Source organism: Caulobacter sp. ALps2, assembly GCF_058681635.1.
In genome coordinates this window covers 72,391-97,122 of the sequence record NZ_CM178743.1, presented here as the reverse complement: position 1 = coordinate 97,122, position 24,732 = coordinate 72,391, and the positions used below count along the sequence as shown (strand labels likewise).

General features: G+C 67.8%; 27 protein-coding genes. 15 read left to right on the top strand and 12 right to left on the bottom strand.

Features of this window, described 5'->3' with window-relative positions; translation table 11 throughout:
• The first annotated feature begins 30 nt into the window (after positions 1-30).
• A complete protein-coding gene (locus ACW173_RS00390; RefSeq protein WP_492082928.1) occupies positions 31-342 on the top strand; it encodes an energy transducer TonB in 312 nt (103 codons plus the stop codon).
• A 27-nt stretch (positions 343-369) separates the two neighbouring features.
• Here the strand turns inward: ACW173_RS00390 and ACW173_RS00385 are convergent, their stop codons facing one another.
• On the bottom strand, positions 370-993 hold the full coding sequence (locus ACW173_RS00385) for a hypothetical protein (RefSeq protein ID WP_492082927.1): 624 nt from the start codon (positions 991-993) through the stop codon (positions 370-372).
• Between the two features lie 248 nt (positions 994-1,241).
• On the opposite strand from ACW173_RS00385, the gene fliQ reads away from it, so the two are divergent.
• From fliQ to ACW173_RS00360, 5 genes are all read left to right on the top strand, one after another.
• Positions 1,242-1,505 carry a flagellar biosynthesis protein FliQ gene (gene fliQ / locus ACW173_RS00380; protein ID WP_492082926.1) on the top strand — a complete coding sequence of 88 codons (264 nt, stop codon included), beginning with the start codon at positions 1,242-1,244 and terminating at the stop codon, positions 1,503-1,505.
• A 24-nt stretch (positions 1,506-1,529) separates the two neighbouring features.
• Entirely contained in the window at positions 1,530-2,285 is a 756-nt protein-coding gene (gene fliR / locus ACW173_RS00375; RefSeq protein WP_492082925.1) for a flagellar biosynthetic protein FliR, read from the top strand.
• Between the two features lie 9 nt (positions 2,286-2,294).
• The gene (gene flhB / locus ACW173_RS00370; protein ID WP_492082924.1) at positions 2,295-3,392 is read left to right on the top strand and encodes a flagellar biosynthesis protein FlhB; all 1,098 of its coding nucleotides are present in this window, start codon (positions 2,295-2,297) and stop codon (positions 3,390-3,392) included.
• 101 nt (positions 3,393-3,493) lie between these two features.
• Positions 3,494-5,578 carry a cell cycle histidine kinase CckA gene (gene cckA / locus ACW173_RS00365; protein WP_492082923.1) on the top strand — a complete coding sequence of 695 codons (2,085 nt, stop codon included), beginning with the start codon at positions 3,494-3,496 and terminating at the stop codon, positions 5,576-5,578.
• A 130-nt stretch (positions 5,579-5,708) separates the two neighbouring features.
• Positions 5,709-7,268 (top strand): DUF5605 domain-containing protein, encoded by a 1,560-nt coding sequence (locus ACW173_RS00360; RefSeq protein ID WP_492082922.1) that lies wholly within the window; start codon positions 5,709-5,711, stop codon positions 7,266-7,268.
• Here the strand turns inward: ACW173_RS00360 and ACW173_RS00355 are convergent.
• From ACW173_RS00355 to ACW173_RS00345, 3 genes are all read right to left on the bottom strand, one after another.
• Positions 7,265-7,783, bottom strand: a complete 519-nt coding sequence (locus ACW173_RS00355) for a DUF4199 domain-containing protein (protein ID WP_492082921.1) — start codon at positions 7,781-7,783, stop codon at positions 7,265-7,267. The two genes, ACW173_RS00360 and ACW173_RS00355, sit on opposite strands and share 4 nt — an antisense overlap.
• 129 nt (positions 7,784-7,912) lie before the next feature.
• A complete protein-coding gene (locus ACW173_RS00350) occupies positions 7,913-8,326 on the bottom strand; it encodes a response regulator transcription factor (RefSeq protein WP_492082920.1) in 414 nt (137 codons plus the stop codon).
• 36 nt (positions 8,327-8,362) lie between these two features.
• Positions 8,363-8,674, bottom strand: coding sequence for a hypothetical protein (locus ACW173_RS00345; protein ID WP_492082919.1), 312 nt, complete (start codon positions 8,672-8,674; stop codon positions 8,363-8,365).
• A 45-nt stretch (positions 8,675-8,719) separates the two neighbouring features.
• Here ACW173_RS00345 and ACW173_RS00340 point away from each other — a divergent pair, with 45 nt between their 5' ends.
• Positions 8,720-9,112, top strand: a complete 393-nt coding sequence (locus ACW173_RS00340; protein WP_492082918.1) for a (2Fe-2S) ferredoxin domain-containing protein — start codon at positions 8,720-8,722, stop codon at positions 9,110-9,112.
• On the opposite strand, the gene ACW173_RS00335 is transcribed toward ACW173_RS00340, so the two are convergent.
• The gene (locus ACW173_RS00335; RefSeq protein ID WP_035044492.1) at positions 9,043-9,360 is read right to left on the bottom strand and encodes a YbjQ family protein; all 318 of its coding nucleotides are present in this window, start codon (positions 9,358-9,360) and stop codon (positions 9,043-9,045) included. The two genes, ACW173_RS00340 and ACW173_RS00335, sit on opposite strands and share 70 nt — an antisense overlap.
• Positions 9,361-9,632: 272 nt before the next feature.
• Between ACW173_RS00335 and ACW173_RS00330 the strand changes: the two genes are divergently transcribed.
• Together ACW173_RS00330 and ACW173_RS00325 are read left to right on the top strand one after the other, a co-directional pair.
• Positions 9,633-10,097, top strand: coding sequence for a DUF4112 domain-containing protein (locus tag ACW173_RS00330; RefSeq protein ID WP_492086062.1), 465 nt, complete (start codon positions 9,633-9,635; stop codon positions 10,095-10,097).
• Between the two features lie 36 nt (positions 10,098-10,133).
• A complete protein-coding gene (locus tag ACW173_RS00325; RefSeq protein ID WP_492082917.1) occupies positions 10,134-10,595 on the top strand; it encodes a DUF4112 domain-containing protein in 462 nt (153 codons plus the stop codon).
• On the opposite strand, the gene ACW173_RS00320 is transcribed toward ACW173_RS00325, so the two are convergent.
• From ACW173_RS00320 to ACW173_RS00310, 3 genes are read right to left on the bottom strand one after another with little or no spacing between them, the layout of a single operon-like run.
• On the bottom strand, positions 10,592-10,858 hold the full coding sequence (locus ACW173_RS00320) for a hypothetical protein (protein WP_492082916.1): 267 nt from the start codon (positions 10,856-10,858) through the stop codon (positions 10,592-10,594). The two genes, ACW173_RS00325 and ACW173_RS00320, sit on opposite strands and share 4 nt — an antisense overlap.
• Positions 10,859-10,901: 43 nt before the next feature.
• A complete protein-coding gene (gene scpA, locus ACW173_RS00315; protein ID WP_492082915.1) occupies positions 10,902-13,055 on the bottom strand; it encodes a methylmalonyl-CoA mutase in 2,154 nt (717 codons plus the stop codon).
• A gap of 4 nt (positions 13,056-13,059) precedes the next feature.
• Positions 13,060-14,445 carry a methylmalonyl-CoA mutase subunit beta gene (locus tag ACW173_RS00310; RefSeq protein WP_492086061.1) on the bottom strand — a complete coding sequence of 462 codons (1,386 nt, stop codon included), beginning with the start codon at positions 14,443-14,445 and terminating at the stop codon, positions 13,060-13,062.
• Positions 14,446-14,677: 232 nt separating this feature from the next.
• Here ACW173_RS00310 and ACW173_RS00305 point away from each other — a divergent pair, with 232 nt between their 5' ends.
• From ACW173_RS00305 to ACW173_RS00285, 5 genes are all read left to right on the top strand, one after another.
• Positions 14,678-15,685, top strand: coding sequence for an NAD(P)H-dependent flavin oxidoreductase (locus ACW173_RS00305; protein WP_492082914.1), 1,008 nt, complete (start codon positions 14,678-14,680; stop codon positions 15,683-15,685).
• Between the two features lie 92 nt (positions 15,686-15,777).
• Complete coding sequence (locus ACW173_RS00300) at positions 15,778-16,497, top strand: DUF2793 domain-containing protein (protein WP_492082913.1); 720 nt, start codon at positions 15,778-15,780, stop codon at positions 16,495-16,497.
• Positions 16,498-16,725: 228 nt separating this feature from the next.
• On the top strand, positions 16,726-17,301 hold the full coding sequence (locus ACW173_RS00295) for a TMEM165/GDT1 family protein (protein WP_492082912.1): 576 nt from the start codon (positions 16,726-16,728) through the stop codon (positions 17,299-17,301).
• Positions 17,302-17,485: 184 nt separating this feature from the next.
• Positions 17,486-21,076, top strand: coding sequence for a hydantoinase B/oxoprolinase family protein (locus ACW173_RS00290; RefSeq protein ID WP_492082911.1), 3,591 nt, complete (start codon positions 17,486-17,488; stop codon positions 21,074-21,076).
• Positions 21,061-21,549: a low molecular weight protein-tyrosine-phosphatase gene (locus ACW173_RS00285; RefSeq protein WP_492082910.1), complete on the top strand. Its 489-nt coding sequence runs from the start codon at positions 21,061-21,063 to the stop codon at positions 21,547-21,549. Before ACW173_RS00290 ends, ACW173_RS00285 begins: the two co-directional genes overlap by 16 nt.
• On the opposite strand, the gene ACW173_RS00280 is transcribed toward ACW173_RS00285, so the two are convergent.
• The 4 genes from ACW173_RS00280 to ACW173_RS00265 all read right to left on the bottom strand — a co-directional run bounded on the left by ACW173_RS00280 (position 21,546) and on the right by ACW173_RS00265 (position 23,887).
• Entirely contained in the window at positions 21,546-22,031 is a 486-nt protein-coding gene (locus ACW173_RS00280) for a hypothetical protein (protein WP_492082909.1), read from the bottom strand. The two genes, ACW173_RS00285 and ACW173_RS00280, sit on opposite strands and share 4 nt — an antisense overlap.
• Before the next feature lie 144 nt (positions 22,032-22,175).
• Positions 22,176-22,805: a DUF1190 domain-containing protein gene (locus tag ACW173_RS00275; protein WP_492082908.1), complete on the bottom strand. Its 630-nt coding sequence runs from the start codon at positions 22,803-22,805 to the stop codon at positions 22,176-22,178.
• 10 nt (positions 22,806-22,815) lie between these two features.
• Positions 22,816-23,229 (bottom strand): DUF350 domain-containing protein, encoded by a 414-nt coding sequence (locus ACW173_RS00270; protein ID WP_492082907.1) that lies wholly within the window; start codon positions 23,227-23,229, stop codon positions 22,816-22,818.
• Positions 23,230-23,242: 13 nt separating this feature from the next.
• A complete protein-coding gene (locus ACW173_RS00265) occupies positions 23,243-23,887 on the bottom strand; it encodes a YjfK family protein (RefSeq protein WP_492082906.1) in 645 nt (214 codons plus the stop codon).
• A gap of 156 nt (positions 23,888-24,043) precedes the next feature.
• Between ACW173_RS00265 and ACW173_RS00260 the strand changes: the two genes are divergently transcribed.
• Positions 24,044-24,715: a YjfI family protein gene (locus ACW173_RS00260; protein ID WP_492082905.1), complete on the top strand. Its 672-nt coding sequence runs from the start codon at positions 24,044-24,046 to the stop codon at positions 24,713-24,715.
• Positions 24,716-24,732 lie beyond the last annotated feature (17 nt).

Sequence of the window (24,732 nt, the reverse complement as noted above, 5' to 3'; positions counted from 1 at the left end):
CCGGAAAAAGATAAAGTAAGGGATGAACTCGTGATCGCTTCGCTCGCTCTCGCCGCCGCTCTCGCCGCCCCCCTGGCCAACGCCGCCCCGGCCAAGGCCCCGTCGGACCTGCTGACCCCCGTCTCCGAGCCGCGCGTCGCCGTCGCCATGCTGAACTGCCTCGTCAAGAACGACGGCCACCTGACCGCCTGCACGGTGCAGGAAGAAAGCCCCAACGACCTGGGCGTCGGCCAGGCCGCCCTGTCGATGGCCTCGCAATTCCAGGTCGACCTGCTGGGTCCCGACGGCAAGAGCCGCGCGGGGTCGTACATCCAGGTCCCGGTGCGTATCCGTATTCGCTAGGCGACAGCGGGGACGGACGGACCGTTATCAACGGGTGGCCGCGGGTCCCGGCAGGTTGCCCGTCGGGCGACAGACCTTCACGCGCCATGCGCCGCGCGAAAGCTTGACGTAACACATGGCGCGCGACGCTAGCCGCCGGTGGATGCTGTGGCCGTAATTGGCGATCTCGGTGGCTCTGATGGTCACGATCGCCGCCTTGCCATCGCGTGAGAACGCCGGCTGATGAAGAACAACCTGATAGCCTAGCGGCGGCGGAGGCTTTCCCGCCTCGTGCGTCCAGTTGCGACCCGACTGGTACCAGCGGCACTCTGGAGCATAGCCGTCACTCTCGTCGGTGCGGTCAAAGTCATCGTAGCGGGTGTTCGGCGGAAGGGTGACCTCCACGAAGCCCGCGCGCGCCTTGGCGGGGAGGTCGGCGAAATAGTAGGCGAGATAGGTCGAAAGCGGCGCGTCCGGATAGGGCAAGCTCAAGGCGAAACGATAGACGCTGGCCTGATCGGGAAAGCTGTCTCTCCCCGGCAGATCTTTTGAAGACTTAAGCGCTTCAACGGCGGCCAAGAACACCGCGCAGTGCGCGTGATCAGCCGGCGTCGATGGGCGCCCGGCGCTCATTGAAGCCAGGGCCAAGAGCGTGAGAACCGTGGAAGCCACGCGTGTTACCTCCACTCGGCCTCGTCAGTGATAGGGCGACATCCAGGGGGCGTCGCCACGATCTAGGGTAGCATTGCCGAGCTGCACGGCGATGTCCACCGCGCTAAGCCGCCCCCCGCGACCGACCGTCGCGCCCGGCATTTCTTGCCGCCCTGGCGGCAACCCCTAACGCCCTGTTAACCATATCCGGACGATCTTCACGCCTCGAAACAACGCGGCCAGTACGGCCGATTCCGACGAGGCTTCGCATGACGGGCGCAGAGGTTCTTGATGTTGGCCGGGACGCGATCTGGCTGACGCTGCAGCTGTGCGCGCCCTGCCTGATCGTTGGCCTGGTGATCGGTGTCGCCATCGGCCTGTTCCAGGCCCTGACCCAGATCCAGGAACAGACCCTGGTCTATGCGCCCAAGATCGTCGCCATCTTCGTCTCGCTGCTGATCTTCCTGCCGCTGATGGGCTCGCTGATGAGCGGCTTCATGCGCCAGATCGCCGCCCGCATCGCGGGAATGTAGGTCGGGAAAGGCAGGGGCCTCGAGGTGAATTCCTTCGCCACGGCATTTCAGGTCTATGTCGCCGCCCTCGTGTTCTCGCGGGTGGCCGCCATGGTCATGACCATGCCCGGCATCGGCGAACAGTCGGTGCCGCCGCGCATCCGCCTGTCGTTCGCCCTGCTGATGGCGCTGCTGCTGGGGCCGCTGGTGGCCAACACCGTGCCGCCGATTCCAAGCACCCTGGGCGGCCTGGTCGGCGCGGTGATCCACGAGATCCTGATCGGCCTGATGATCGGTTCGGTGCTGCGCCTGTTCATGAGTTCGCTGACCACGGCCGGCGAGATCATCTCGATGCAGACCACCCTGTCGTTCGCCCAGAGCACCAACCCTTCGATGCAGGGCTCGAGCACCGCGGTGGCCACCTTCCTGTCGATGCTGGGTCTGACCCTGGTGATGGCCACGGGTCTGCATCACCTGTTCATCGGGGCCATCGTCAAGTCCTACACCCTGTTCCCGTTCACCCGTCCCGTGCCGGTCAACGACGCCGTCACCCTGGCGGTGCGAACGGTGGCCCAATCGTTCACCCTGGGCGTCCAGCTGGCCGCCCCGGTGATCGTGTTCTCGCTGGTTTTCAACCTGGCCGTCGGCCTGGTCGGCCGGGTCATGCCCGCCTTCCAGATCTTCTTCGTGGCCTCGCCGCTCAGCGTGATCCTGGGCCTGTCTCTGCTGGCGCTGTCCCTGGGCGGCATCGCCATGGTCTGGACCGACCGCTACGCCGAACTCCTGCGAATTTTCAGCTAGGGGGCGCGCATGGCTGACGATTCAGATCCCGAGTCGAAAACAGAAGAGCCGTCAGCCAAGAAGCTTTCGGACGCCCGCGCCAAGGGCGACGTGGTCAAGTCGGCCGATATCGCGCAGCTGGCCTCGCTGGCCGGCGCGGCCTCGGTGATCCTGATCGCCGGCGGCTGGCTGACGCGCGACCTGATGAGCGCGCTCTATCCGTTCATCGCCCACGCCGGCACGATCGAGCTGTCGAGCGGCGGCGCCATGCTGGTCATGAAGCAGGCGACCCTGGCGGCCTTGCCGCCGCTGGTGCTGGTGATGATCGTGGCCTCGGTGCTCGGCGTGGTCGCCAATGTCGCCCAGACCGGGTTCATGCTGACGCCGGACAAGCTGAAGCTGGACTTCCAGAAGCTGGACCCGATGAAGGGCCTGGGCCGCATCTTCGGCATGCAGGGCATGATCCAGTTCGCCAAGTCGATCGTGAAGATCGGCGTCACGGCCCTGATCGCCTGGATGGTGCTGAAGCCCAATGTCGGCGAGGTGCGCAACCTGGTCGGCATGGACGTGGTCTCGCTGCTGCCCGAGGCGATCAAGCTGTCCAAGAAGCTGCTGATCATGGTGATCATCTTCCTGGTGGCCACCTCGGCCTTCGACTGGTTCATACAGCGCCAGCAGTTCATGAAGCGCATGCGCATGACCCTTCAGGAGGTCAAGGACGAGTACAAGCAGTCGGACGGCGATCCTCACATCAAGGGCAAGCGCCGCCAGATCCAGATGCAGCGCTCGCGCCAGCGGATGATGCAGGCCGTGCCCAAGGCGACCGTGGTCGTCATGAACCCGACCCACTACGCCGTGGCGCTGAAGTACGAGCCCGGCGAGACGCCGGCGCCGCTGTGCGTGGCCAAGGGCGTCGACGAGCTGGCCCTGAAGATCCGCGCCATCGCCGAGGAGCACGGCGTGCCGGTCCTGGAAGATCCACCCCTGGCGCGCGCCCTGCACGCGAGCGTCGAGGTCGACGAGGAAATCCCCGTCGAGCACTTCGAAGCCGTGGCCAAGGTCATCAGCTTCATCATGAACGGGAAGAAGCCGAAGCCTCGCGAGCAGACACGCGCGCGTCCGCTGTAGGCAAAATCATCGAAAACTGACCTACCGCTCGGGAAAGGCTATCCTTTCTCCGATTGCGGGTGAGTCGCTGCTTCACCGTAACAAAGGTAACAATGCCGCCCATGGCCGATTTCCAGCTCCAGGACAAAGCTTCGACCGGCGCGTCGCGTCGGCGCTTCGATCCGTGGCTGGTGGGCGCGGCGGTGTTTTTCGTGGCCGCGGCCGCGTTTTCGGCCGCTCCGGCGCTGAAGGCCGGCCCAACCACGCTGGCGGGCCTGCTGCTGCTGCTGGGCGTGGCCGGCGTCGCGATCCTGGGCCTGGTGGCCATTCGGGGTTCGGGCGCCAGCGGCGATGATTCCGATCAGGCCGAGGGCTTCATCGAGGCCCTGAGCGAGCCAGCCGCCCTGTCCGCCGCCGATGGCCGCGTGCTGCTGGCCAACCCCGCCTGGCGCGAGCTGATGGGCGAGCAGCGCCGCTTGCCCGGCGGCGCGGCGGGCTCGAGCCTGTTCGCCGCCCTGGTCCAGGCGCGTAAGGGCCACATGGCCGAGGGAACCTTGACCGCCGGCGGCGGCGACTACACGGCCAAGGTCTCGCGTCTGGCCGGGGGGCGCCTGCTGATCCGCCTGGCGCCGATCTACGCGCCCGAGCCGATCGCCGAGCTGTCGATCCCCGCGCCCGCCGTCGAGCGCGCCGCCGCGCCGCAGCAGAACGCCCTGGACGCCTTCGCCGGCGCCTCGCCGTTCGGCGCGGCCCTGCTGGAGGGCCTCGAGCCCTTCAAGTCGCGGATCCTGGAGACCAACCCGGCCCTGACCACCATGACCGGCGCCCAGGCCGGCGGCGTGTTCGGCGACCTGATCGATCCGGCCTCGCGGACCGAGGCCGAGACCCGCCTGAACGAGGGGCGCGCCGGTCCGTTCGAGGTGCGCCTGGCCCGCGATCCCAGCCGGATCGCCCATCTCTATCTCTACCGCGCCGATGGTCGCGTGGTGGCCTACATGATCGACGTGTCGGAGCAGAAGCAGGTCGAGCTGCAGCTGGCCCAGGCTCAGAAGATGCAGGCCATCGGCCAGCTGGCCGGCGGCGTCGCCCACGACTTCAACAACCTGCTGACGGCCATCCAGCTGCGCCTGGACGAGCTGCTGCACCGCCACCCGGTCGGCGATCCGTCCTACGAAGGCCTCAACGAGATCCGCCAGACGGGCGTGCGCGCCGCCGACCTGGTCCGCAAGCTGCTGGCCTTCTCGCGCAAGCAGACCGTCCAGCGCGAGGTGCTGGACCTGGGCGAGCTGATCAGCGAGTTCGAGGTCCTGCTGCGTCGCCTGCTGCGTGAAGACGTCAAGCTGATCACCGACTACGGCCGCGACCTGCCGCGGGTGCGCGCCGACAAGAGCCAGCTCGAGACGGCGGTCATGAACCTGGCGGTCAACGCCCGCGACGCGGTGCGCGCGGCCAAGGGCGGCGGCATCGTCCGTATCCGCACCGCCCGCCTGACCCGCGACGAGGCCATCGGCCTGGGCTTCCCGGCCGCCGAGAGCGACGTGGCCTTCATCGAGGTCAGCGACGATGGTCCCGGCATCCCGCCCGACGTCATGGGCAAGATCTTCGACCCGTTCTTCACCACCAAGCCGGTGGGCGAGGGCACGGGTCTGGGCCTGGCGACCGTCTACGGCATCGTCAAGCAGAGCGACGGCTGGATCCACGTCCACAGCCGTCCGGGCGAGGGCGCGGCGTTCCGCATCTTCCTGCCGATCTACGACGCGCCTCCCGCCGTCATCGCGGCCCAGCAGGCCGCCGCCGCCGAGCCGGTCAAGCCGCGCGCCGCCCGCGATCTGTCGGGCGCCGGCCGCATCCTGTTCGTCGAGGACGAGGACGCCGTCCGCAGCGTCGCCGCCCGCCTGCTTCGCGCCCGCGGCTACGAGGTGCTGGAAGCCGCCGACGGCGAGGAGGCCCTGATCATCGCCGAGGAGAACGCCGGCAAGATCGACCTGCTGATCTCCGACGTGATCATGCCCGGCATCGACGGCCCGACCCTGCTCAAGAAGGCCCGGATCTATCTGGGCGCCGCGCCGGTGATGTTCATCTCCGGCTACGCCGAGGCCGAGTTCAGCGACCTGCTGGAAGGCGAGACCGGCGTGACCTTCCTGCCCAAGCCGATCGACATCAAGACGCTGGCCGAGCGGGTCAAGCAGCAGCTGCAGGCGGCTTAGTCACCGCGTCCTTCGAGGCCGGGCTTGGCCTCGCGCCTCGGGATGAGGGGCTTTCGCACTAAATTCCTCATCCTGAGGCGCCCGCGTGGAGGGCCTCGAAGGACGCAGGGAATCCGTGCCTACTAAGCCCATGTCCTCGCTACCGCTTACCCGTCGGGCCGCCACGGGCCTTGGCCTCGCCTTCCTCGCCGCGCCGGCCCTGGCCGCCGGTTCGGCTGTTCCGCGCTGGGGCGTGCACGAGATCACGCTGAAGGCGGCCGTCCCCGGCGATCCGTTCGACGTCGTCCTGACCGCCGCCTTCACCGACGGCGAGACCACGCTGAAGGTCCGAGGTTTCCATGACGGCGAGGAGACCTGGAAGATCCGCTTCAGCCCGCCAGCCGAAGGCCTGTGGCGCTGGCGGACGACGAGCCCGGTCAAGGCGCTGAACGGCCAGGCCGGGGTGCTCACGGCCACCGCGCCGCGTCCGGGCGATCATGGCCCGCTAAAGGTGACCGCCGGCTACCACTTCGCCCATGCCGACGGGACGCCCTACCGCCAGGTCGGCACCACCGCCTATTCCTGGGCCCAGCAGAGCGACGCCCTGTGCGACGAGACCCTGGCGACCCTGAAGGCCTCGCCGTTCAACAAGATGCGCATGTGTGTCTTCCCGAACGTGGCGGGCGAGCCGATCCATCCTTTCGAAAAGAAGAGGGGCGAGAAGGCCGGCGAGGGCTGGGACTACGATCGCCTGAATCCAGCCTATTTCCGCCGCCTGGAGGACCGCGTCCGGCGGCTGGCCGAGATCGGCGTCCAGGCCGACCTGATCCTGTTCCACCCCTATGACGACAAGACCGGCTGGCATGCCATGACGCCGGCGCGCGACGATCGCTATGTCCGCTACATGGTCGCCCGGTTCGCCAGCTTCTCGAACGTCTGGTGGTCGCTGGCCAACGAGTGGGACCTGGTGAAGGCCAAGTCGATCGCGGACTTCGAGCGCATCGGTCAGCTGATCAAGGCCGAGGACCCGTACGGCCGCCTGTGCTCGATCCACAACTGGCGCGACCTCTACGACAACGGCCGGCCGTGGATCAGCCACGCCAGCGTCCAGAACGGTTCGGCGGTGATGGACGACAGCCGCGCCCAGATCTTCCGTGACGTCTGGCGCAAGCCGGTGATCTTCGACGAGGTCCGCTACGAGGGCGACCTGGACAAGCGCTGGGGCGACCTGACGGCGCAGGATCTGGTCCAGCGGTTCTGGCATGGTCTGGTCGGCGGAACCTATGTCGGGCACGGCGAGATCTTCAAGGAGGGCGTGCGCTGGACGGCCAAGGGCGGCCACTTCACTGGCCACAGCGTGCCGCGCCTGGCGTTCCTGAGGGCGGTAATGGAGGCGGGGCCCACGCCGGGCCTCGACCCCATCGACCGCACCTGGGACCAGCATCTGGGCGGCAAGGCCGGATCGTACTACCTGCGCTACTTCGGCGAGGCCGCGCCGGGCGAATGGGTCGTGGACCTGCCCAAGGACGAACTGGCCGGCGGCGAGCGTTTCCGGGTCGACGTGCTCGACACCTGGAACATGACAGCGACCCCGATCGAGGGCGAGTTCGTCATGGCCAAGAAGGACGCCTATTACCTGCACGACCCCAAGCGGCCGACCGTGGCATTGCCCGGCCGGCCGTGGATGGCGGTGCGGATGGTTCGGCTCTAGGCCCGCGCCGGCAGGAATTTCGGATTGCGCAGCAGGGCCGCGCTGGCCAGGGCGACCAGCAGGCCGACCGGGAAGATTTCGGCGAAGGTCATAGGCATCCGATACAGCGGATTGGCGTAGTTTCGGGTCATCTCCGCCATCTCGGCCGCCAGCTTGGCATAGGCCGCGCCCGACAGGCCCTCGGCCTTCTTCGCCGCCAGCATCTGGGCGCTGTAGTCGTCCATGAAGCGATAGTGGGTGATGGCCAGATAGCCCTCCCAGATCACGACATAGGCGACGCTCGCCACGGCCGCGACGCCCAGGCCGATCAGGAAGGCCGGCCAGAACTTGATGACCCCGCCCAGCGCCTTGTCGCGATGCGACTTCACCGCCAACAGGATCGCCGACAGCCCGATCAGCATGATCAGGTAACCCAGGAACAGGCTGTGCTTGGCCGACAGGACGATGGTGGCGATCATGCCGAGAATGATGATCACGCCCGAGATCAGGCCGTAGGTCAGGATGGTGCGTTGCATGTGGTTGCTCCTTCGCGCCGCCCCCTGCGACGCGTCCCGAGGCTTGCCGTTCTCAGGGGCGGAGCGGTATCGCCCGAAAGGGTGAATTCGACCGTCCCGCCCCTTCGGGCCTAGGTCAAGACTTGGCGGTCAAGGGATCAGGGCGAGCTCGCGCGCCTTGCCGACCGCCTGGGTGCGGCGGCTGACGTCCAGCTTGCCGTACAGATTGCCGACATGGGTCTTCACGGTGTTGGGCGAGAGGCCGAGATCCCGGGCGATCTCCTTGTTGGAGCGACCGGCGGCCAGGCGCTCCAGCACCTTCAACTCCTGGCCAGTGAGGCCCAGCGCGGCGAGGGCGGCGTCGTTGCGCGCGAAGGTCTCGGGCCGGGCTCTCGCCGCCAGCTTCCAGCCGATCCAGACGCCGCCGGCCGCGAACGCCGCGCCGATCATTCCGACATAGACCTGCCACGAGAAGGCGCGGACCAGGAACCGGTACTCGAGCCACTGCAGCGCGAAGGCGCCCAGGGCCAGGACCAGCGCCCAGATGAGGATGGTGCGGATCATCCGGTGAAGGTGCGCGATCCGCGCCGGCCGTCAAGCTCAGCCCAGGCGAGCCTTGGCCTCGGGCGGGGCGACCTGGTCGAACAGGATCCGCAGGTGCTGGTCCTTGGCGTGGTCGTTGTGCAGCTCCCACGACAGCGAGACCGGCAGGCGCAGACGGCCGCCGTCAGGCAAGCGGGCGATCAGCACGCGCCACGAAAAACCGTCGCCGGGATCGCCCAACGGATCCCTGAACTCGACAGGGGCCGGATCGCGCAGGCGGAAGCGCCGCTCGGGATTGGCCTCGAACCAGGCGCGATCGGCCTCGGCCGTTGGATCCTTGATGACTTTGGCGGTGACTTTGCGAACCATGGGCGCGTCCTAGCACCAAGCGCGCCGACTTCCCATCTTCGGCAGATGACCGAGAAGCCCATCAAACGCGTGAAGGCCGACTGGAGCGAGGTGGTGCTGGTGTGCCGCAAGTGTTCGAAGAAGCTGAAGGGCGGCTTTGGAGACGACGGCGATCAGAAGCTGGCCAAGGTGCTGCGCAAGGCGATCGGGGTGAAGGGCAAGGGCCGCGAGGCGGCCGCCGCCGTCATCGAGGTCGACTGCCTGGATGTCTGCCCCAAGGGGGCGGTCGTGGCGATAAAAGCCTCCGCGCCCCGAGACTGGGCGGTGGTCCCGCGCGGCGCGTCGACGGCCAGCGTGGTCGAGCGGCTGGGCTTGGGCCCGAACCCCGATCAGAGGACGACGGCGGTCCCGGAAACCGACACCATCATCATCGAGCCGTTGGGGCCGACGGTGTTGTAGTCGAGGTCGACGGCCAGGATGGCGTTGGCCCCCAGCTTCTCGGCTTCCTTGACCAGGTTCTTCATCGCGTCCTCGCGAGCGCGGGCCAGGACACGTTCGTAAGACTTGGAATGACCGCCGACGAAGTCGCGGATGGCCGCCAGCAGATCGAGCACGACATTGGCGCCCAGGATCGACTGGGCGTAGATCGCGCCCTTGTAGTCCTGCACCGGGCGGCCTTCGATGAACGGCGTGGTCGAGATCAGCATCCGGGAATCCTTGAGCGTGATAGCCCGCTATCACGCTCCGAACTTTTTGAAACAGAGCCTGTTCACCCAATTTGGATGCGCCATCCAAATCGGACAGGCTCTGCGGACAACAGGGTTAACTTAGGCGCAAACGCCGCCGTTCGCGAGGGGCTCCCCCGGAAAGCGACACTTATCATCACGTCGTTCGCGCAACGGGGGAATCTGGGGCCTTTGCCCTTCCTGCGCGGCAAGGCTTCAGGCAGATTGCCCGCGTTTACCGCGTCTGGAGCCGCCTGGTGATCTTCGCGAAGTCCCATATCGAGCTGCACAACATCCGCAACAATGTCGATCGGGTGAAGAAGCTCTCCGACAATGTCGTCGGGATCGGGCCGCTGGGCATCGGCCTGGACGGCCTGCTGACCTGGATTCCGGGAGCGGGCGAGCTGTACAGCCTGGGCGCTGGCGGCCTGATCGTGCTGGACGCGGTGCGGGCCCGCGCCGCGCCGATGATCGTCATCCAGATCGTCGCCATCATCCTGATCGACACGGTGGCCGGCTCGATCCCGGTGGCCGGCAAGGCCGTCGACGTGCTGTTCACCGGCCACAAGTGGTCGGCCGACATGCTGACCAAACACATGGACGACACGATCTATTTCGAGGGCTCGCGCAAGGATGTGCAGGCCACCCAGGAGTACCGTGACCTGCTGGCCCGCATCCAGCAGGGCAAGGAACGTCGCCGGGTCGTGTTCCTGGGCTGATAGCAACGACAAGAGGGGCGGAGCGTTCAGCCAAGCATGACCGACGATCTTTCGCTCTCCTCCGGCTATTCGGATCGCCATGAAGGCCGCCGCGCCAAGGCTCATCGCGCCTGGCGTTCGGCCGAGACGGTCAAGCGGCTGTCCGACCGGTTGATCGGCGTCGGCCCTTTCGGCATCGGGCTCGACGGCGTGCTGGCCTGGGTGCCGGGCGTAGGCTTGGCCTATGGCCTGGGCGCCGGCGCGCTGCTGATGTTCCACGCCTTCCAAGGCGGAGCTTCGGCCGGAACCCTGGCGCGGATGGCCGCCTATCTGGCGGCCGACAACCTTTCGGACACGGTGCCGGTCGCCGGCTGGCTGGTCGACACCCTGTTCCCTGGCCACCTGATGGCCGCCAAGGCGCTGCAGAAGGACATCGAAGCCCGCCATGGGCTGCCGGACGATATTGCCATGGAGCGGTCCAAGAAGAAGCGTGGGCTGTTCCGCCGCAAGGGCGTCTAGTCGATCACCGGCAGGTCGGCTGGCCGAATGACCAGTTCAGGAAAGGCCAGCGGCGCGATCGCGGTCTCGCGGCCAATCTCAACCATACGGAAAGCTTCGTCCAGGGTGAACCGGAAGGGTTGATTGTTCTCGCGATCGACCAGCAGGCCGTCGACGAGCTCGAACGCCGCGGACGGCACGATGCCGGCCTCGCGCGGGATGCGCGTGTCATCCGGCGTGAAGCGGTGGCGAGGCGTCTGCTGGAAGCGGACGGGAGCGTTCATGAGCCAATCGTACCAGCCCGTACGATTTGCGCACGCTCCATCCCTACGTCGCCGTGCCCTGGCTGTAGCCTAGCTGGACATTCAGCTTCTCCAGCACCTCGATGGCTGCTTCGGCGATGACCGTGCCAGGCGGGAAGATGCTGGCGGCGCCGGCGTCCAATAGGGCCTGGAAGTCCTGGGGCGGGATCACGCCGCCGACCACCACCACGATGTCGGAGCGGTCGCGCTTGGCCAGTTCGGCCTTCAGCTCGGGCACCAGGGTCAGATGCCCGGCGGCGAGCGAAGAGGCGCCCACGACGTGGACGCCAGACTTGATCGCCTCATCGGCGGCCTCGGCCGGGGTCTGGAACAGCGGACCGATCTCGACCTGGAAGCCGAGGTCGGAAAAGGCGCTGGAGATCACCTTCTGACCGCGGTCGTGGCCGTCCTGGCCCATCTTGGCGACCATGATGCGCGGCGCGCCGCCGTGGGCTTCGCGGAAGGCGGCGACCATGGCGCGGGCGCGGGCGGCCTTGGGATCGGCGCCGGTCTCCTTGCCGTAGACGCCCTCGATGGCCTGGATCACGGCGCGGTGGCGGCCGAACACCTTCTCCATGGCCAGGCTGATCTCGCCGACCGTGGCCTTGGCGCGGGCGGCGTCGACGGCCAGGGCCAGCAGGTTGCCGGTCCCCCGCGCGCCGTCTTCCAGAGCCTTCAGCGCCGCCTCGGTGGCGGCGGGATCACGCTCGGCCTTCAGGCGGGCCAGCTTTTCCAGTTGCTGGGCGCGGACCGAGCCGTTGTCGACCTTCAGCATCGGGATCACGTCCTCGACATCGGGCTTGTAGCGATTGACGCCGACCACGCTCTGGCGATTGGCGTCGATGCGGGCCTGGGTCTTGGCGGCGGCTTCCTCGATGCGCAGCTTGGGAATGCCACGCTCGATGGCCTTGGCCATCCCGCCGGCCGCTTCCACTTCCTCGATGTGAGCCAGGGCCTTCTGGGCCAGGTCGTGGGTCAGGCGCTCGACATAAAAGCTGCCGCCCCAGGGGTCGGCGACGCGGGTCGTGCCGCTCTCCATCTGCAGGAACAGCTGGGTGTTGCGAGCGATGCGAGCCGAGAAGTCGGTCGGCAGGGCCAGCGCTTCATCAAGAGCGTTGGTGTGCAGGCTCTGGGTCTGGCCGTTCACGGCGGCCATGGCCTCGACGCAGGTGCGCGAGACATTGTTGAACACGTCCTGGGCCGCCAGCGACCAGCCGCTGGTCTGGCTGTGGGTGCGCAGGGAGAGCGAGCGATCGTCCTTGGGATCGAACTCCCGCTTCATCAGCCGGGCCCAGAGCAGGCGGGCGGCGCGCATTTTCGCGACTTCCATGAAGTAGTTCATGCCGATCGCCCAGAAGAACGACAGGCGCGGGGCGAAGACATCGATGCTCATGCCCGCCGCGACGCCGGCCCGGGCGTATTCGACGCCATCGGCCAGCGTGTAGGCCAGCTCCAGGTCGGCCGTCGCTCCGGCCTCCTGCATGTGGTAGCCGCTGATCGAGATCGAGTTGAACTTGGGCATGTTCGCCGAGGTGAAGGCGAAGATGTCCGAGATGATCCGCATCGAGGGCGCGGGCGGATAGATGTAGGTGTTCCGCACCATGAACTCTTTGAGGATGTCGTTCTGGATCGTCCCCGACAGCTTGTCGGGCGAGACGCCCTGTTCCTCGGCCGCGACGATGTAGAGCGCCAGGATCGGCAGCACCGCGCCGTTCATGGTCATCGACACGCTCATCTTGTCGAGCGGGATGCCGGAAAACAGCGTGCGCATGTCCAGGATCGAGTCGATGGCCACACCGGCCATGCCGACGTCGCCCTTCACCCGTTCGTGGTCCGAGTCATAGCCGCGGTGGGTGGCCAGGTCGAAGGCCACCGACAGGCCCATCTGACCGGCCGCCAGATTGCGTCTGTAGAAGGCGTTGGAGTCCTCGGCCGTCGAGAAGCCCGCGTACTGTCGCACCGTCCACGGGTTGGTCACGTACATGGTGGGGTAGGGGCCGCGCACGAACGGCGCGACGCCCGGGAAACCGCCGGTGAAGTCCAGGCCGGCCACGTCGTCGGCGTCGAAGGCCGGAGCGACGGCGACGCCCTCGGGCGTGTCCCAGGCTTCGCCCTCAGGCGCGGGCGCCGAAGCGACCTCGGCGAAGTCGATCGTCGTGAAGTCGGGGAACTTGCTCATGGGCTCAGGCTCCCTCGAAGGCGGCGGCGAAGCGGACGGGTGTCAGGGCCGGGCAGCGGCTGTCGGGGCCGGGCAGGCGAACGTCGGGGGCGCTGACGCTGAAGGCGTCGGGCCGCTCGACCTCCGGCGTCCTGTCGTCTGCGTTGGGGAAGGCCGTGACCCCCAGGATCTTGCGGGACTTGTCGGCGAAGGCGGCCTCTTGCGCCGCGCGCGTGCCCGCCACCGCGTCGGCGACCAGACCGCTCTCCAGCGCCTTGATGATCCCGCCAGCGGCCTCGATGGCCTGGAAGCCGCCCCAGGCGGCGCGGGCCATCTGGTCGGTCAGGCTGTCCAGGTACCAGGCCCCGCCGGCCGGATCGGCGACACGGCCCAGATTGCTCTCTTCCATCAGGACAAGTTGAGTGTTGCGGGCCTGGCGGCGGGCGAAAGCGGTGGGCAGGCCGATGGCGTCGGTGAACGCGTCCAGCAGGATGACGTCCGCCCCGCCCACGGCGCCGGCGAACCCGGCCGAGGTCAGGCGCAAGAGGTTCGTCCAGGCGTCGGCCTTGGCCAGCATCCGGCGCGAGGAGCGGACTTCGATCCTGGGAGCGGCCTCGACCCCGCACGCCTGAGCCAGCCGCGCCCACATCGCCTTGGCCGCGCGGACCTTGGCGACGCCGGTGAAATATTCCCCGTCCAGGCTGAGGCCGAGCACGATCCTGCCGAAGGCGTCGTCCATCGTCAGGCCAGAGCGGACCAGGGCCTTGGCGTAGGCGAGGGCGCTGGCGGTCATGACGGCCAGTTCCTCGGTGTTCGAACCCCCGGCCTCATGAGCGGCGCGGCCGGTCGCCAGGAACAGACTGGCCTTGGCGTAGGTCTGCGCCAGGCGCGAGGCGACGGTGGCGGCGTTGAAGACGTGGCCCTCGATCGGCCCGGGGCTGGCTCCGGTTTGGGCGAAAGCCGTCAGGGGATCGAGGTGAAACGCCAGCGGCGCATAGGGCGCGGCCTTGGCCAGGGTTCCCAGCCAGTCGGCGGCCTTGGGGCCTAGGAAACCAGCGTCCAGGGCGACGGGGGCCAGGTCCAGCATCACGCCCGACAACGCCTTGGCCAGGTCGTCGGCCGAGCCGATCGCGACGCCGTTCGCGCCCGTCGGATCGATCCGCAGCAGCACTGACGCCGCGCCACCTTCCAGGTCGGTCAGGATGTCGTTGGCCACGCGGGCGGGATCGGGATGGGCGGCGCGGACACGCACGTCCCAGGGGCGTTCGGGATCGCGGGCGCGCAGGTCGCGGGCCACCGCGACACCGTCGGCGGCGGTATATAGCGGCTGGATCGTCAGGCCGTCGGGCGTCTTGACCGTGAGCGCGTCGTCGAAGCTCTGGCCCTTCAGGGTCTTCTCGACCAGGGCCATCCAGCGGGCGCGCGTCGCGTCGTCGCCTTGGGCGCCAAAATCCTCGGCCAGGGACGTCGTCGGCACGGTCAAAGCGTCTCTCTCCTGCGGTGCAGCATTTTTTGTCTTTTGGACGGTGATGCGCTCGTGCCCTTACGGCCGTCAAGCCTTGCACAGGAACCAAACGCGCGTTTAATCTGATCGGTGATCACATATTCGGCGTCTCAAGCCGATCTCCGAAGGGGACTATTCCATGGCTCTGCCGCCGATCCTGCGCGACCGCCTGCGCCTGCCGGTCATCGCCTCGCCGCTGTTCATCATCAGCAATCCGGACCTGGTCATCGCCCAGTGCAAGGCCGGCATCGTCGGGTCGTTCCCGTCGCTGAACGCCCGTCCGATCTCGCAGCTGGACGAATGGCTGCACCGCATCACCGAGGAACTGGCCGCCCACGACAAGGCCCACCCGGAAGCGCCCAGCGCGCCGTTCGCGGTGAACCAGATCGTCCACAAGACCAACAACCGGCTCGAGGAAGACATCGAACTGTGCGTCAAGCACAAGGTCCCGGTGGTCATCACCTCGCTGGGCGCGCGAGAGGACTTGAACGGCGCGATCCATTCGTACGGCGGCATCACGCTGCACGACGTCATCAACGACCGGCACGCCCACAAGGCCATCGAGAAGGGCGCCGACGGCCTGATCCCGGTCGCGGCCGGCGCCGGCGGCCATGCCGGCGTCCTCTCGCCGTTCGCCCTGATCCAGGAGATCCGCCAGTGGTTCGACGGGCCGGTGGCGCTGTCGGGCTCGATCGCCTCGGGCCGCTCGATCCTGGCCGCCCAGGCCATGGGCGCGGACCTGGCCTATATCGGCTCGGCCTTCATCGCGACCGAAGAGGCCAACGCCATCGAGGCTTACAAGCAGGGAATCGTCGAGGGGCGCGCCGACGGCATCGTCTATTCGAACCTGTTCACGGGCGTGCACGGCAACTACCTGCGCTCGTCGATCGTCAATGCGGGCCTGGATCCGGAGAACCTGCCGGTCAGCGATCCGTCGAAGATGAGCTTCGGCTCGGGCGGCAACCAGGAGGCCAAGGCCTGGCGCGACATCTGGGGCTCGGGCCAGGGCATCGGCGCCATCGACAAGGTGCTGCCGGCCGCCGAACTCATCGCCAAGTTCGCCGAAGAGTATGAGCAGGCCAAGGCTGAACTCGCGGCCAAAACGGCGCTGACCTCCGGAAATCATTTGGCTTTCGCCGCCGAATAGGCGGGCAGGGCACGGGGACGGAGCACGCTTCGTCCCCGGTGTCCGCGGCGACGTGATGCTGGGAGCGACTTCAACCGCTCCCGGAGCCCCTCATGTTCGACGACGTCACACCCCGCCTTGGACTGCCCTATGTGGTGGCCGCCCAGGCGCAGAAGCATATCCCCATCAACGAGAGCCTGGCCCGGCTGGACGGTCTGGTGCAGCTGGCCGTCGAGAGCCGATCGGTCAGCGTTCAGCCGGTCAGCCCGGTCAGCGGCGGTGTCTGGATCGCCGCCTGGCCCGGCCCGCCCGCCGGGACCCTGATGCGCTTCGAGGCCGGGGCCTGGGAGGCATTGACGCCGGCCGAAGGCGTGCTGGCCTGGGTCAAGGACGAGAACCAGATGGTCGTCTTCGACGGCGCGGCCTGGACCCCGCTGTCGGCCACTTTCCGGAGCACGATCGCCGCCCAGACGCCGAACCTCGCCAATACCCGGCTGGAGGTCCTGGAGCAGGAGGTCACCGTCTCGGGCGCCTCGACCACGACCAGCATCGCCATTCCCAGCCGGGCGATCGTGCTGGCGGTCTCGACCCGCACCACGGTCGCGGTCACCGGCGCGGCCTCGTACAATTGCGGGGTCTCGGGCGAGGCCAGCAAGTTTGGCGGCGCGCTGGGCGTGGCCAAGAATTCCAGCAACATCGGGGTGATTGGCCCGACGGCCTTCTATGCCGACACCCCGGTGTCGCTGACGGCGGTGGGCGGGAATTTCGTGGCCGGCAAGGTGCGCGTGGCGATCCACGTGCTGCGGTTCGACGCACCGGCTTCGGTCGCCTGACGCGTTGACGGCGGCGGCTCAGGCGGCTAAACGCGCCTCACCTTTGGGGAGTAGCCGCCCGCGTCCATCAGCGGGCCCCGCCGTCAACACACTTGCCGCTTCGGGGGCATGGCGCGGGGAAGGGAAGCGACTTCAAGCTTCCTTGGCGAGACCAATGGCGCCGATTTCCATCCGGGCCGGGTGGACGTCGACGCTATTGGCATGCGCCCGGCCCGGAGGACTGTTTTCGTGGAAAGCCTGCTCGTCTCGACCCTGGTCGTGGCCATCGCCGAGATCGGCGACAAGACCCAGCTCCTGGCCATCATCCTGGCTACGCGGTTCAAGAAGCCCATTCCGATCATTCTCGGCATCCTGGTCGCCACCCTGGCCAATCACGCCCTGGCCGCCACGGCCGGCTACTGGGTCGCCGATTTCCTGAGCGGCGCCGGGTTCAAGTGGGCCATCGCCATTTCGTTCATCGCCATGGCCGCCTGGGCTCTGATCCCCGACAAGGCCGATGACGAGGAGGCCGGCGGCGCGGGCCGCTACGGCGTGTTCCTGACCACCACCATCGCCTTCTTCCTGGTCGAGATGGGCGACAAGACCCAGATCGCCACCGTGGCTCTGGGCGCCAAGTTCCACTCGATCTTCTGGGTCGCCGCCGGCACCACGCTGGGCATGATGCTGGCCAATGTCCCGGCCGTATATCTGGGCGAGGCCGCCACCAAGATCGTGCCGTTGAAGTACGTGCGGATTGGCGCGGCGCTGATCTTCCTGTTGCTGGGCCTGTGGCAGGTGGCCGAGCTGACGGGCGTGCTCAAATAACCCTTTCCCATTTTCCGATCTCCCCGGCGAAGGCCGGGGCCCAGATCGAGCCCCGAGCATAGGTTTGGATGGGGCGCGATGGCGCGAACACCCAAACCGCTCTGGATGAATCTGGGTCCCGGCTTTCGCCGGGAAGGTCGGAGGGGGTATGGACTGGGGAGTAGACTCGGAGCCCCGCCGCCATATGACCTCTACCGTCCAACACCCTCGCGGCTGGGAGTTCTGGATCGACCGGGGCGGCACGTTCACCGACATCGTCGCGCGGCGGCCGGACGGGTCGTTGGTCACCCACAAGCTGCTGTCGGAAAATCCCGAGCACTACGCCGACGCCGCCGTGGCGGGCGTGCGGGCGCTGCTCCCCACGGGCGCCGTCATCGACGCGGTGAAGATGGGCACCACGGTGGCCACCAACGCCCTGCTGGAGCGCAAGGGCGAGCCGACGGTGCTGGCGATCACCAGCGGTCACGCCGACGCCCTGCGCATCGGCTACCAGGCGCGGCCCAAGCTGTTCGAGCGTCACATCGTCAAGCCGGAAGCCCTCTACGATCACGTCGTCGAGATCGACGAACGGATGAGCGTCGAGGGGCAAGTGCCGCGACCGCTGGACGAGGCCGCCGCGCGGGCCGGCCTACAGGCCGCGTTCGACGAAGGCTTCCGGGCCATCGCCATCGTGCTGCTGCACGGCTTCCGCTTCACCGATCACGAGGCCCGTGTCGCGGCGATCGCGCGTGAGATCGGCTTCACCCAGGTGTCGGTCAGCCACGAGGTCAGTCCGCTGATGAAGCTGGTCGGGCGGGGCGACACCACGGTGGTCGACGCCTACCTCTCGCCGATCCTTCGGCGCTACGTGGATCAGGTGGCGGACGCGCTGGGCCACGACACCCGGCTGCTGTTCATGCAGTCGAACGGCGGCCTGACCGACGCGCGAGCCTTCCGGGGCAAGGACGCCATCCTGTCCGGCCCGGCCGGCGGCGTGGTCGGCATGGCGCGGACGGCTCGTGAGGCGGGCTTCGAGCGCGTCATCGGCTTCGACATGGGCGGCACCTCCACCGACGTCTGCCACTATGCCGGCCAGTACGAGCGGGCGTTCGAGACGGTGGTGGCCGGCGTGCGGATGCGCGCGCCGATGATGAACATCCACACCGTGGCGGCCGGCGGGGGCTCGATCTGTTCGTTCGACGGGGCGCGGTTGCGGGTGGGGCCCGCCTCGGCCGGCGCCGTGCCGGGACCGGCGGCCTATCGCCGGGGCGGACCGCTGACGGTCACCGACTGCAACGTCATGCTGGGCAAGCTGCGGCCGGAGTTCTTCCCCAAGGTGTTCGGCCCCAATGCCGACCAGCCGCTGGACGCCGAAGCGGTGGCGCGGGGCTTCGAGGCTGTCAGCGAGCGGATCGAAGCCGCCACCGGCAGGGCCATGACCCCGCGGGAGGTCGCGGAGGGCTTCGTCACGATCGCCGTCGAGAACATGGCCAAGGCCGTGCGGCGGATCTCGATCCAGCGCGGTTATGACGTCACCCGTTATGTGCTGGCCTGCTTTGGCGGGGCGGGCGGGCAGCATGCCTGCCTGGTGGCCGACGCGCTGGGCATGACCAAGGTGATGATCCACCCATTCGCGGGGGTGCTGAGCGCCTATGGCATGGGCCTAGCCGACCTGCGCCTGATCCGCGAGGAGACGGTCGAGCGGCCGCTGGGCGCGGCGGGCGATCTGGCCGAGCGGGCGAAGGTGCTGGCCGCCGAGGCGGAAGCCGCCTTGCGCGCCCAGGACGTGCCGATGGCCTCGATCGAAACGGTGGCGAGCCTGCGCGTGAAGTACGCCGGAACCGATACGCCGCTGGTCGTGCCGTTCGGTGATCGGGTGCGTGAAGAATTCGAAGAACTGCATCACCGCCGCTTCGGCTTCACCTCGCCAACGACGGCGCTGGTGGTCGAGACGCTGTCGGTCGAGGCGATTGGGCACTCGGACGCCGGAGACACGCCGGAACCTAAATCTAGTGCGTCTACGGGAGTCGCTCCGCTGGCGACCGTCGAAACGCGGATGGCTGGCGAGCTCCACGGCACCCCCGTCTTCGATCGCGAAGCCCTCGCCATCGGCGCCGAAATCCTCGGCCCCGCCATCATCCGCGAGGCCACCGGCACCACCGTCGTCGAGCCCGGCTGGCGCGCCACCGTGGATGCCCACCTGAACCTGATCCTCGACCGGATCGTGGCCCTGCCGGCCCGCAAGGCCATCGGCACGCAGGCCGACCCCGTCATGCTGGAGGTGTTCAACAACCTCTTCATGGCCGTGGCCGAGGAGATGGGCTTCGCCCTCCAGAACACCGCCTATTCGGTCAATATCAAGGAGCGGCTCGACTTCTCGTGCGCCCTGTTCAGCCGCGACGGCGACCTGATCGCCAACGCGCCGCACATGCCGGTGCACCTGGGCTCGATGGGCGACAGCGTGCGGGCCATACGCGACGCGCGCGAGCACGATGGCCGAGGCATGAAGCCCGGCGACGTCTACATGCTGAACGCTCCTTACAACGGCGGCACTCATCTGCCGGACGTGACGGTGGTCATGCCGGTGTTCGACGCGGCCGGCGTCTTGCTGTTCTACGTCGCCGCGCGGGGCCACCAGGGCGACATCGGCGGCATCACCCCCGGCTCCATGCCGCCGACCAGCAGGACGGTCGAGGAGGAAGGCGTCCTGATCGAGAACTTCCTGCTGGTCGAGGGCGGCCGGTTCCTGGAGGCCGAGACCCGCGCCCTGCTGGCCTCGGGCAAGTGGCCGGCGCGCAATCCCGACCAGAACATCGGCGACCTCAAGGCCCAGATCGCCGCCTGCGCGCGCGGGGCCGAGGCCCTGACCGGCATGGTCGCCGAGTTCGGCCAGGAGGTCGTCGAGGCCTATATGGCCCACGTCCAGGACAACGCCGAGGAAGCCGTCCGCCGCGTGCTGGCGACGATGAAGGGCGGGTCGTTCGCCTACGAATTGGACGACGGTTCGGTCGTGAAGGTGGCCGTCACGGTCGATCGGCAGGCGCGCACCGCCCGCGTGGACTTCACCGGCACCAGCGACCAGGTCCCGACCAACTTCAACGCCCCGGCCTCGATCTGCCGGGCGGCGGCGCTGTACGTGTTCCGCACTTTGGTCGACGACGAGATCCCGATGAACGACGGCTGCCTGCGGCCGGTTGAACTCGTGATCCCGGAGGGCTCGATGCTGCGGCCGCGTTATCCGGCGGCGGTGGTGGCGGGCAATGTCGAGACCAGCCAGGTCGTGGTCGACGCGCTTTACGGCGCGCTCGGTGTGATGGCCGGGGCGCAGGGGACGATGAACAACTTCACCTTCGGCGACGACCGGCGGCAGTACTACGAGACCATCTGCGGCGGCTCGGGCGCGGGGCCGGACTTCGCCGGGACCGACGCGGTCCAGACCCACATGACCAACAGCCGCCTGACCGATCCCGAGGTGCTGGAGACCCGCTATCCGGTGCTGGTCGAGGCCTTCTCGATCCGGCGCGGTTCGGGCGGGCGGGGCGCCTATCGCGGCGGCGACGGCGTGGTGCGCAAGATCGCCTTCCGCGAGCCGATGGTCGCCACCTTGCTGTCCAACCGCCGTCGTGTGCCGCCGTTCGGGCTGGAGGGCGGTGGCCCTGGGCAGGTCGGCGCGGCGTGGGTCGAGCGGGCCGATGGAACGGTTCAAACGATGGCCGCCACCGATCTCGTCGAGGTCGGCGCGGGCGATGCGATCGTCATCGAGACGCCCGGCGGCGGCGGTTGGGGAGAAGCCTGATGACCAAGGCCAGCGTGCTGTTCGTCTGCATGGGCAACATCTGTCGCTCGCCCCTGGCCGAGGGCGCGTTCCGGGCCGAAGCCGATCGGCTGGGCCTGGACGTCACGGTCGACAGCGCCGGCACGGGCGGCTGGCACAAGGGCGATCCGCCGGACCCGCGCGCCATCGCCGTGGCCCGCCGCAACGGCGTCGACATCAGCGGCCTGAAGGCCCGCCAGGTGAAGGCCGACGACTTCCGGACCTTCACCCACATCTACGCCCTGGACCACGACAACCTGCACGGCCTGCTGCAAGTCGCGCCGTCCGACGCCCGCGCCGAGGTCGGGCTGCTGCTGAATCTGGTGGAAGGTCACGCGGGCCGGGCCGTGGCCGACCCTTACTATGGCGACGACGCCGGCTTCGACGTGACCTGGAGCGACGTGGTGATGGGCGCCAAGGCGCTGGCCAAGCGGCTGGTGGACGAGGGCGCCTAGTGCAGAGTCGGCCGCTTCACCGGCGTCACCACCGTCTCTGGTTCCTCGAAGCGCATCGGCAGGGCCTTGCCGTCATTGGCCAGGGCCGTGTTCAGGAAGCGGGCCATCACGGTGACGCTCTCGGGCGTGATCACCATGCCCTCGATCAGGCGGCCGGCGATCTCGGGCGAGGCGGGGCAGACGCCGCAGGCGGTGATCAGGCGCTGCTCGTCGTCGGCATAACCGCCGCAGCAGGGCGCCGAGACGCAGAGCGGGCGGCGGACCTGACCCTCGATGGCGGACATCATCAGGATGAAGGCGGACGCCACGCGGGGTGAAACCAGGGCGCCGGCCTTTTTGGACAGCCGCTGGCCGGGCTCTTCGCCCAGCACGCGGGCCGTGACCCACTGGCGCAGCATCCAGAGCAGGATCCGCTCGCCTTCGGCCAGGCCGACCGGGCCACAATGATTCAGGTGGGTTTCTGAGAAAGGGTCGGACCGCACGCCGGAAATCTCCTCGCCAAGCAGGGGGCCGACACCCGCCGTGGCGAACCGATCTCGGTGAGCGGCCCGACGCGTTCTTGCGAACACCTCGCAACTAAACGCGACCCGCTCTTGCGAGTCAATCGCAATAATGTCGACCCTGGCCTACCCGCCGAAGCCGCCGCGGTGTCCGCCGCTGCTGGCGTAGCTGCGGCCACCGCCGAAGCCGCCGCGCGAGACGACCGAGGTGCGGGTCTGGATCTTGGGCGGCGCCTGGCGAATGGCGTCGGGTGGATCGATGCTGGACTTGCTGATCGTCGTCCGGCCGGTGCCATAGTCACGGCCCAGGCGTCCGCCATAGGTGGAGTAGTAGCCGTCGTCGCGGCGATAGAGGCCGGTGCCGCGATAGCCGCCGCCGTCCAGCATCTGGCCGATCACGAAGCCGGCCAGCAGCGGCGTGAAGAAGCTGCCGCCGCCGTTGGCCTGGCTGCGCGGCACGCAGTTGCCGACGCCATAGACATCCTCGCACGAGGCGCGGGCCTCATAGCGCGGGGCGTTCTTCTCGTCGTCCTTCTGGGCGGCGGTGAAGGAGGTGTCGCACTGCTGGTCGGACACCTCGTTGGCGTCCTTGCATTCCTGCAGAGTCTTGTAGCTGAAGGCCTCGACCTGCTGGCCCTTGTTGGGATCCCAACTGGCCTGGCCGCCGGGATCGTCGCAGCCGGACAAGGTCAGCGCGGTGGCGCCGGCCAGCATGGTGGTCAGCTTCAGCGAGGAGGAGCGTTTGCGGATGGTCATCGCCTGATCCTCAAACGGTCATGCAGGCGGCGTTCAGCAGGCCGACCGTGATCGAGATGCCCGCCAGGTAGACACCAATCGACGTCTCGCCGTTCTCGATCCGCGCCTTGACATCGGACAGCGCGACCAGGCGCACGCCGGTGAAGGCGGCGATCTGGATGATGCCCGCCAAGGTCGCCCAGGCCGCGAGCTCGGGCAGGCTGACCGTGTGGCTCAAGGCCGACGCCAGCGGCAGGGCGTAGCCGATCAACGCGCCGGCCAGGGCGATCGCCGCGGCGTTGTTGCCCGCCCGGATCAAGGCCTTCTCATTGTAGGGCGTCACCCACTGATAGATGTACTTGAAGGCGATCGTGAACAGGCCGGCCACGACGAAGGCCAGCAGGAACGCCGTCGCGCCTTCCTGGAATCCGGTGAAGTCGAACATCTGGCTCTGGCCCCTATGCCTTGAATTCGCCCACCGACAGCGGCAGGCCGATCATCGTCTCGTGACTGACGTCACTGCTGTCCTCGGGCTCCAGCGTCAGCGCTAGCAGCAGCTCGCGACCGTCGCCGCCATCGAGGTCACGATGGAACAGCATAGCGGTCTGGAACAGGCGACGGTCAGGCCTTTCAGCCTCGCGGTCGTAATAGACGTCTTCCCACAGCGTCACCGGATCCTGCTGCTCGGCCTCGTCGCCGAACCAAAGGCGGCGATATTCGGGCAGGCCCTCGGGTTGGAAGGTGCGGCCGCGCAGGCGCTGGCTCCACAGATCGCGATCGGCGCGGTCGGCCGGATACTCGCTGGCCCAAGGTGTGAAAACGGTGAAGTCGTTGGCCTTCTGACCTTCGCGGTCGTCCGAGACGACCTGGAACAGGATTTCGTCGTCCGTGTAGAAGCGATGCACGAATGCGCCATCGTTCAGTTGGATCAGGCCCTGGGCGGTGATCTCCAGCGTATCGCGATCGAGGGGGAATTTGGTCTCGCCGCCCAGCCGTCGCCAGGCCAGCGGATCCAGCACGACCGTTCGACCGATCGTCACGTTGCGGATGACGGGCAGGGCGGGGCCGGCGCCCTCTTTTCTGCCGAAAAGCTTTCCGAACATCGCGCTGCGCGAGCCCTCAAATACCTGTCCGGCATACGTATCGGAACGATGGCGCCGGCTCTACCCCGGAGCGCGCTTGCCCTAAGGAGAAGTCGATCGCAGGATGACGTCGAACGATGCCTTGTCAAGCGTTCATGGTATGCATACATGTAACGCATGCCCGCCAGGACAACCAGAGGCGCTCAGGCCGCCGAAAGAACCCGCGCGTGGCGTGAGGCTCGACGCAAGGCCGGCTTCGTGAAGATCGAAGTCTGGGCGCCTGCCGCATGTAAGCCCGACATCCTCTCGGCCGTCCAGGCCATCGTCGTGGAATCGGCGCGCGGGCCCACCCTCAACAACAACCCCCATCCTCCCAAGGGCGTCAGACACATGGACTCCGTTATCGACACCGCGTGGACGATCCACAGCCTGCGCGACGCGCTGGTGGAGAGCGCCCTCGTGCGCGAGGACGAAATGACCGCCACCGTCGTCGAAGGCGTCGAGCCGGTGCTGCAGGTCGTCATGCACGAGTTCGGCGACCTGCCGATCTATGTCAGCGGCGGCGCGCTGCAACTGGTCGTCTCGACCCTGCTGTGGCCCTGCGACGAACAAACCGACCGCGCGGGCTTCAACGAGTTTCTGCTGAAGGCCCAGAAGATCGTGCCGCTGTCGAATTTCGGCATCACCTCGGTCGAAGGCCGTGACTATTACGAGCTGATGGGCGAGATCTCGTCCAAGACCACTCTGCAGACGCTGATCATCGAGCTGCGCACCCTGGCCGACAACGCCATCGCCGCCGCCAGCGACCTGCGCGAGTCCTTCGAAAAGAGCCGCGTCGCGGCCGCCTAAGAACTAGAGACCTGGAG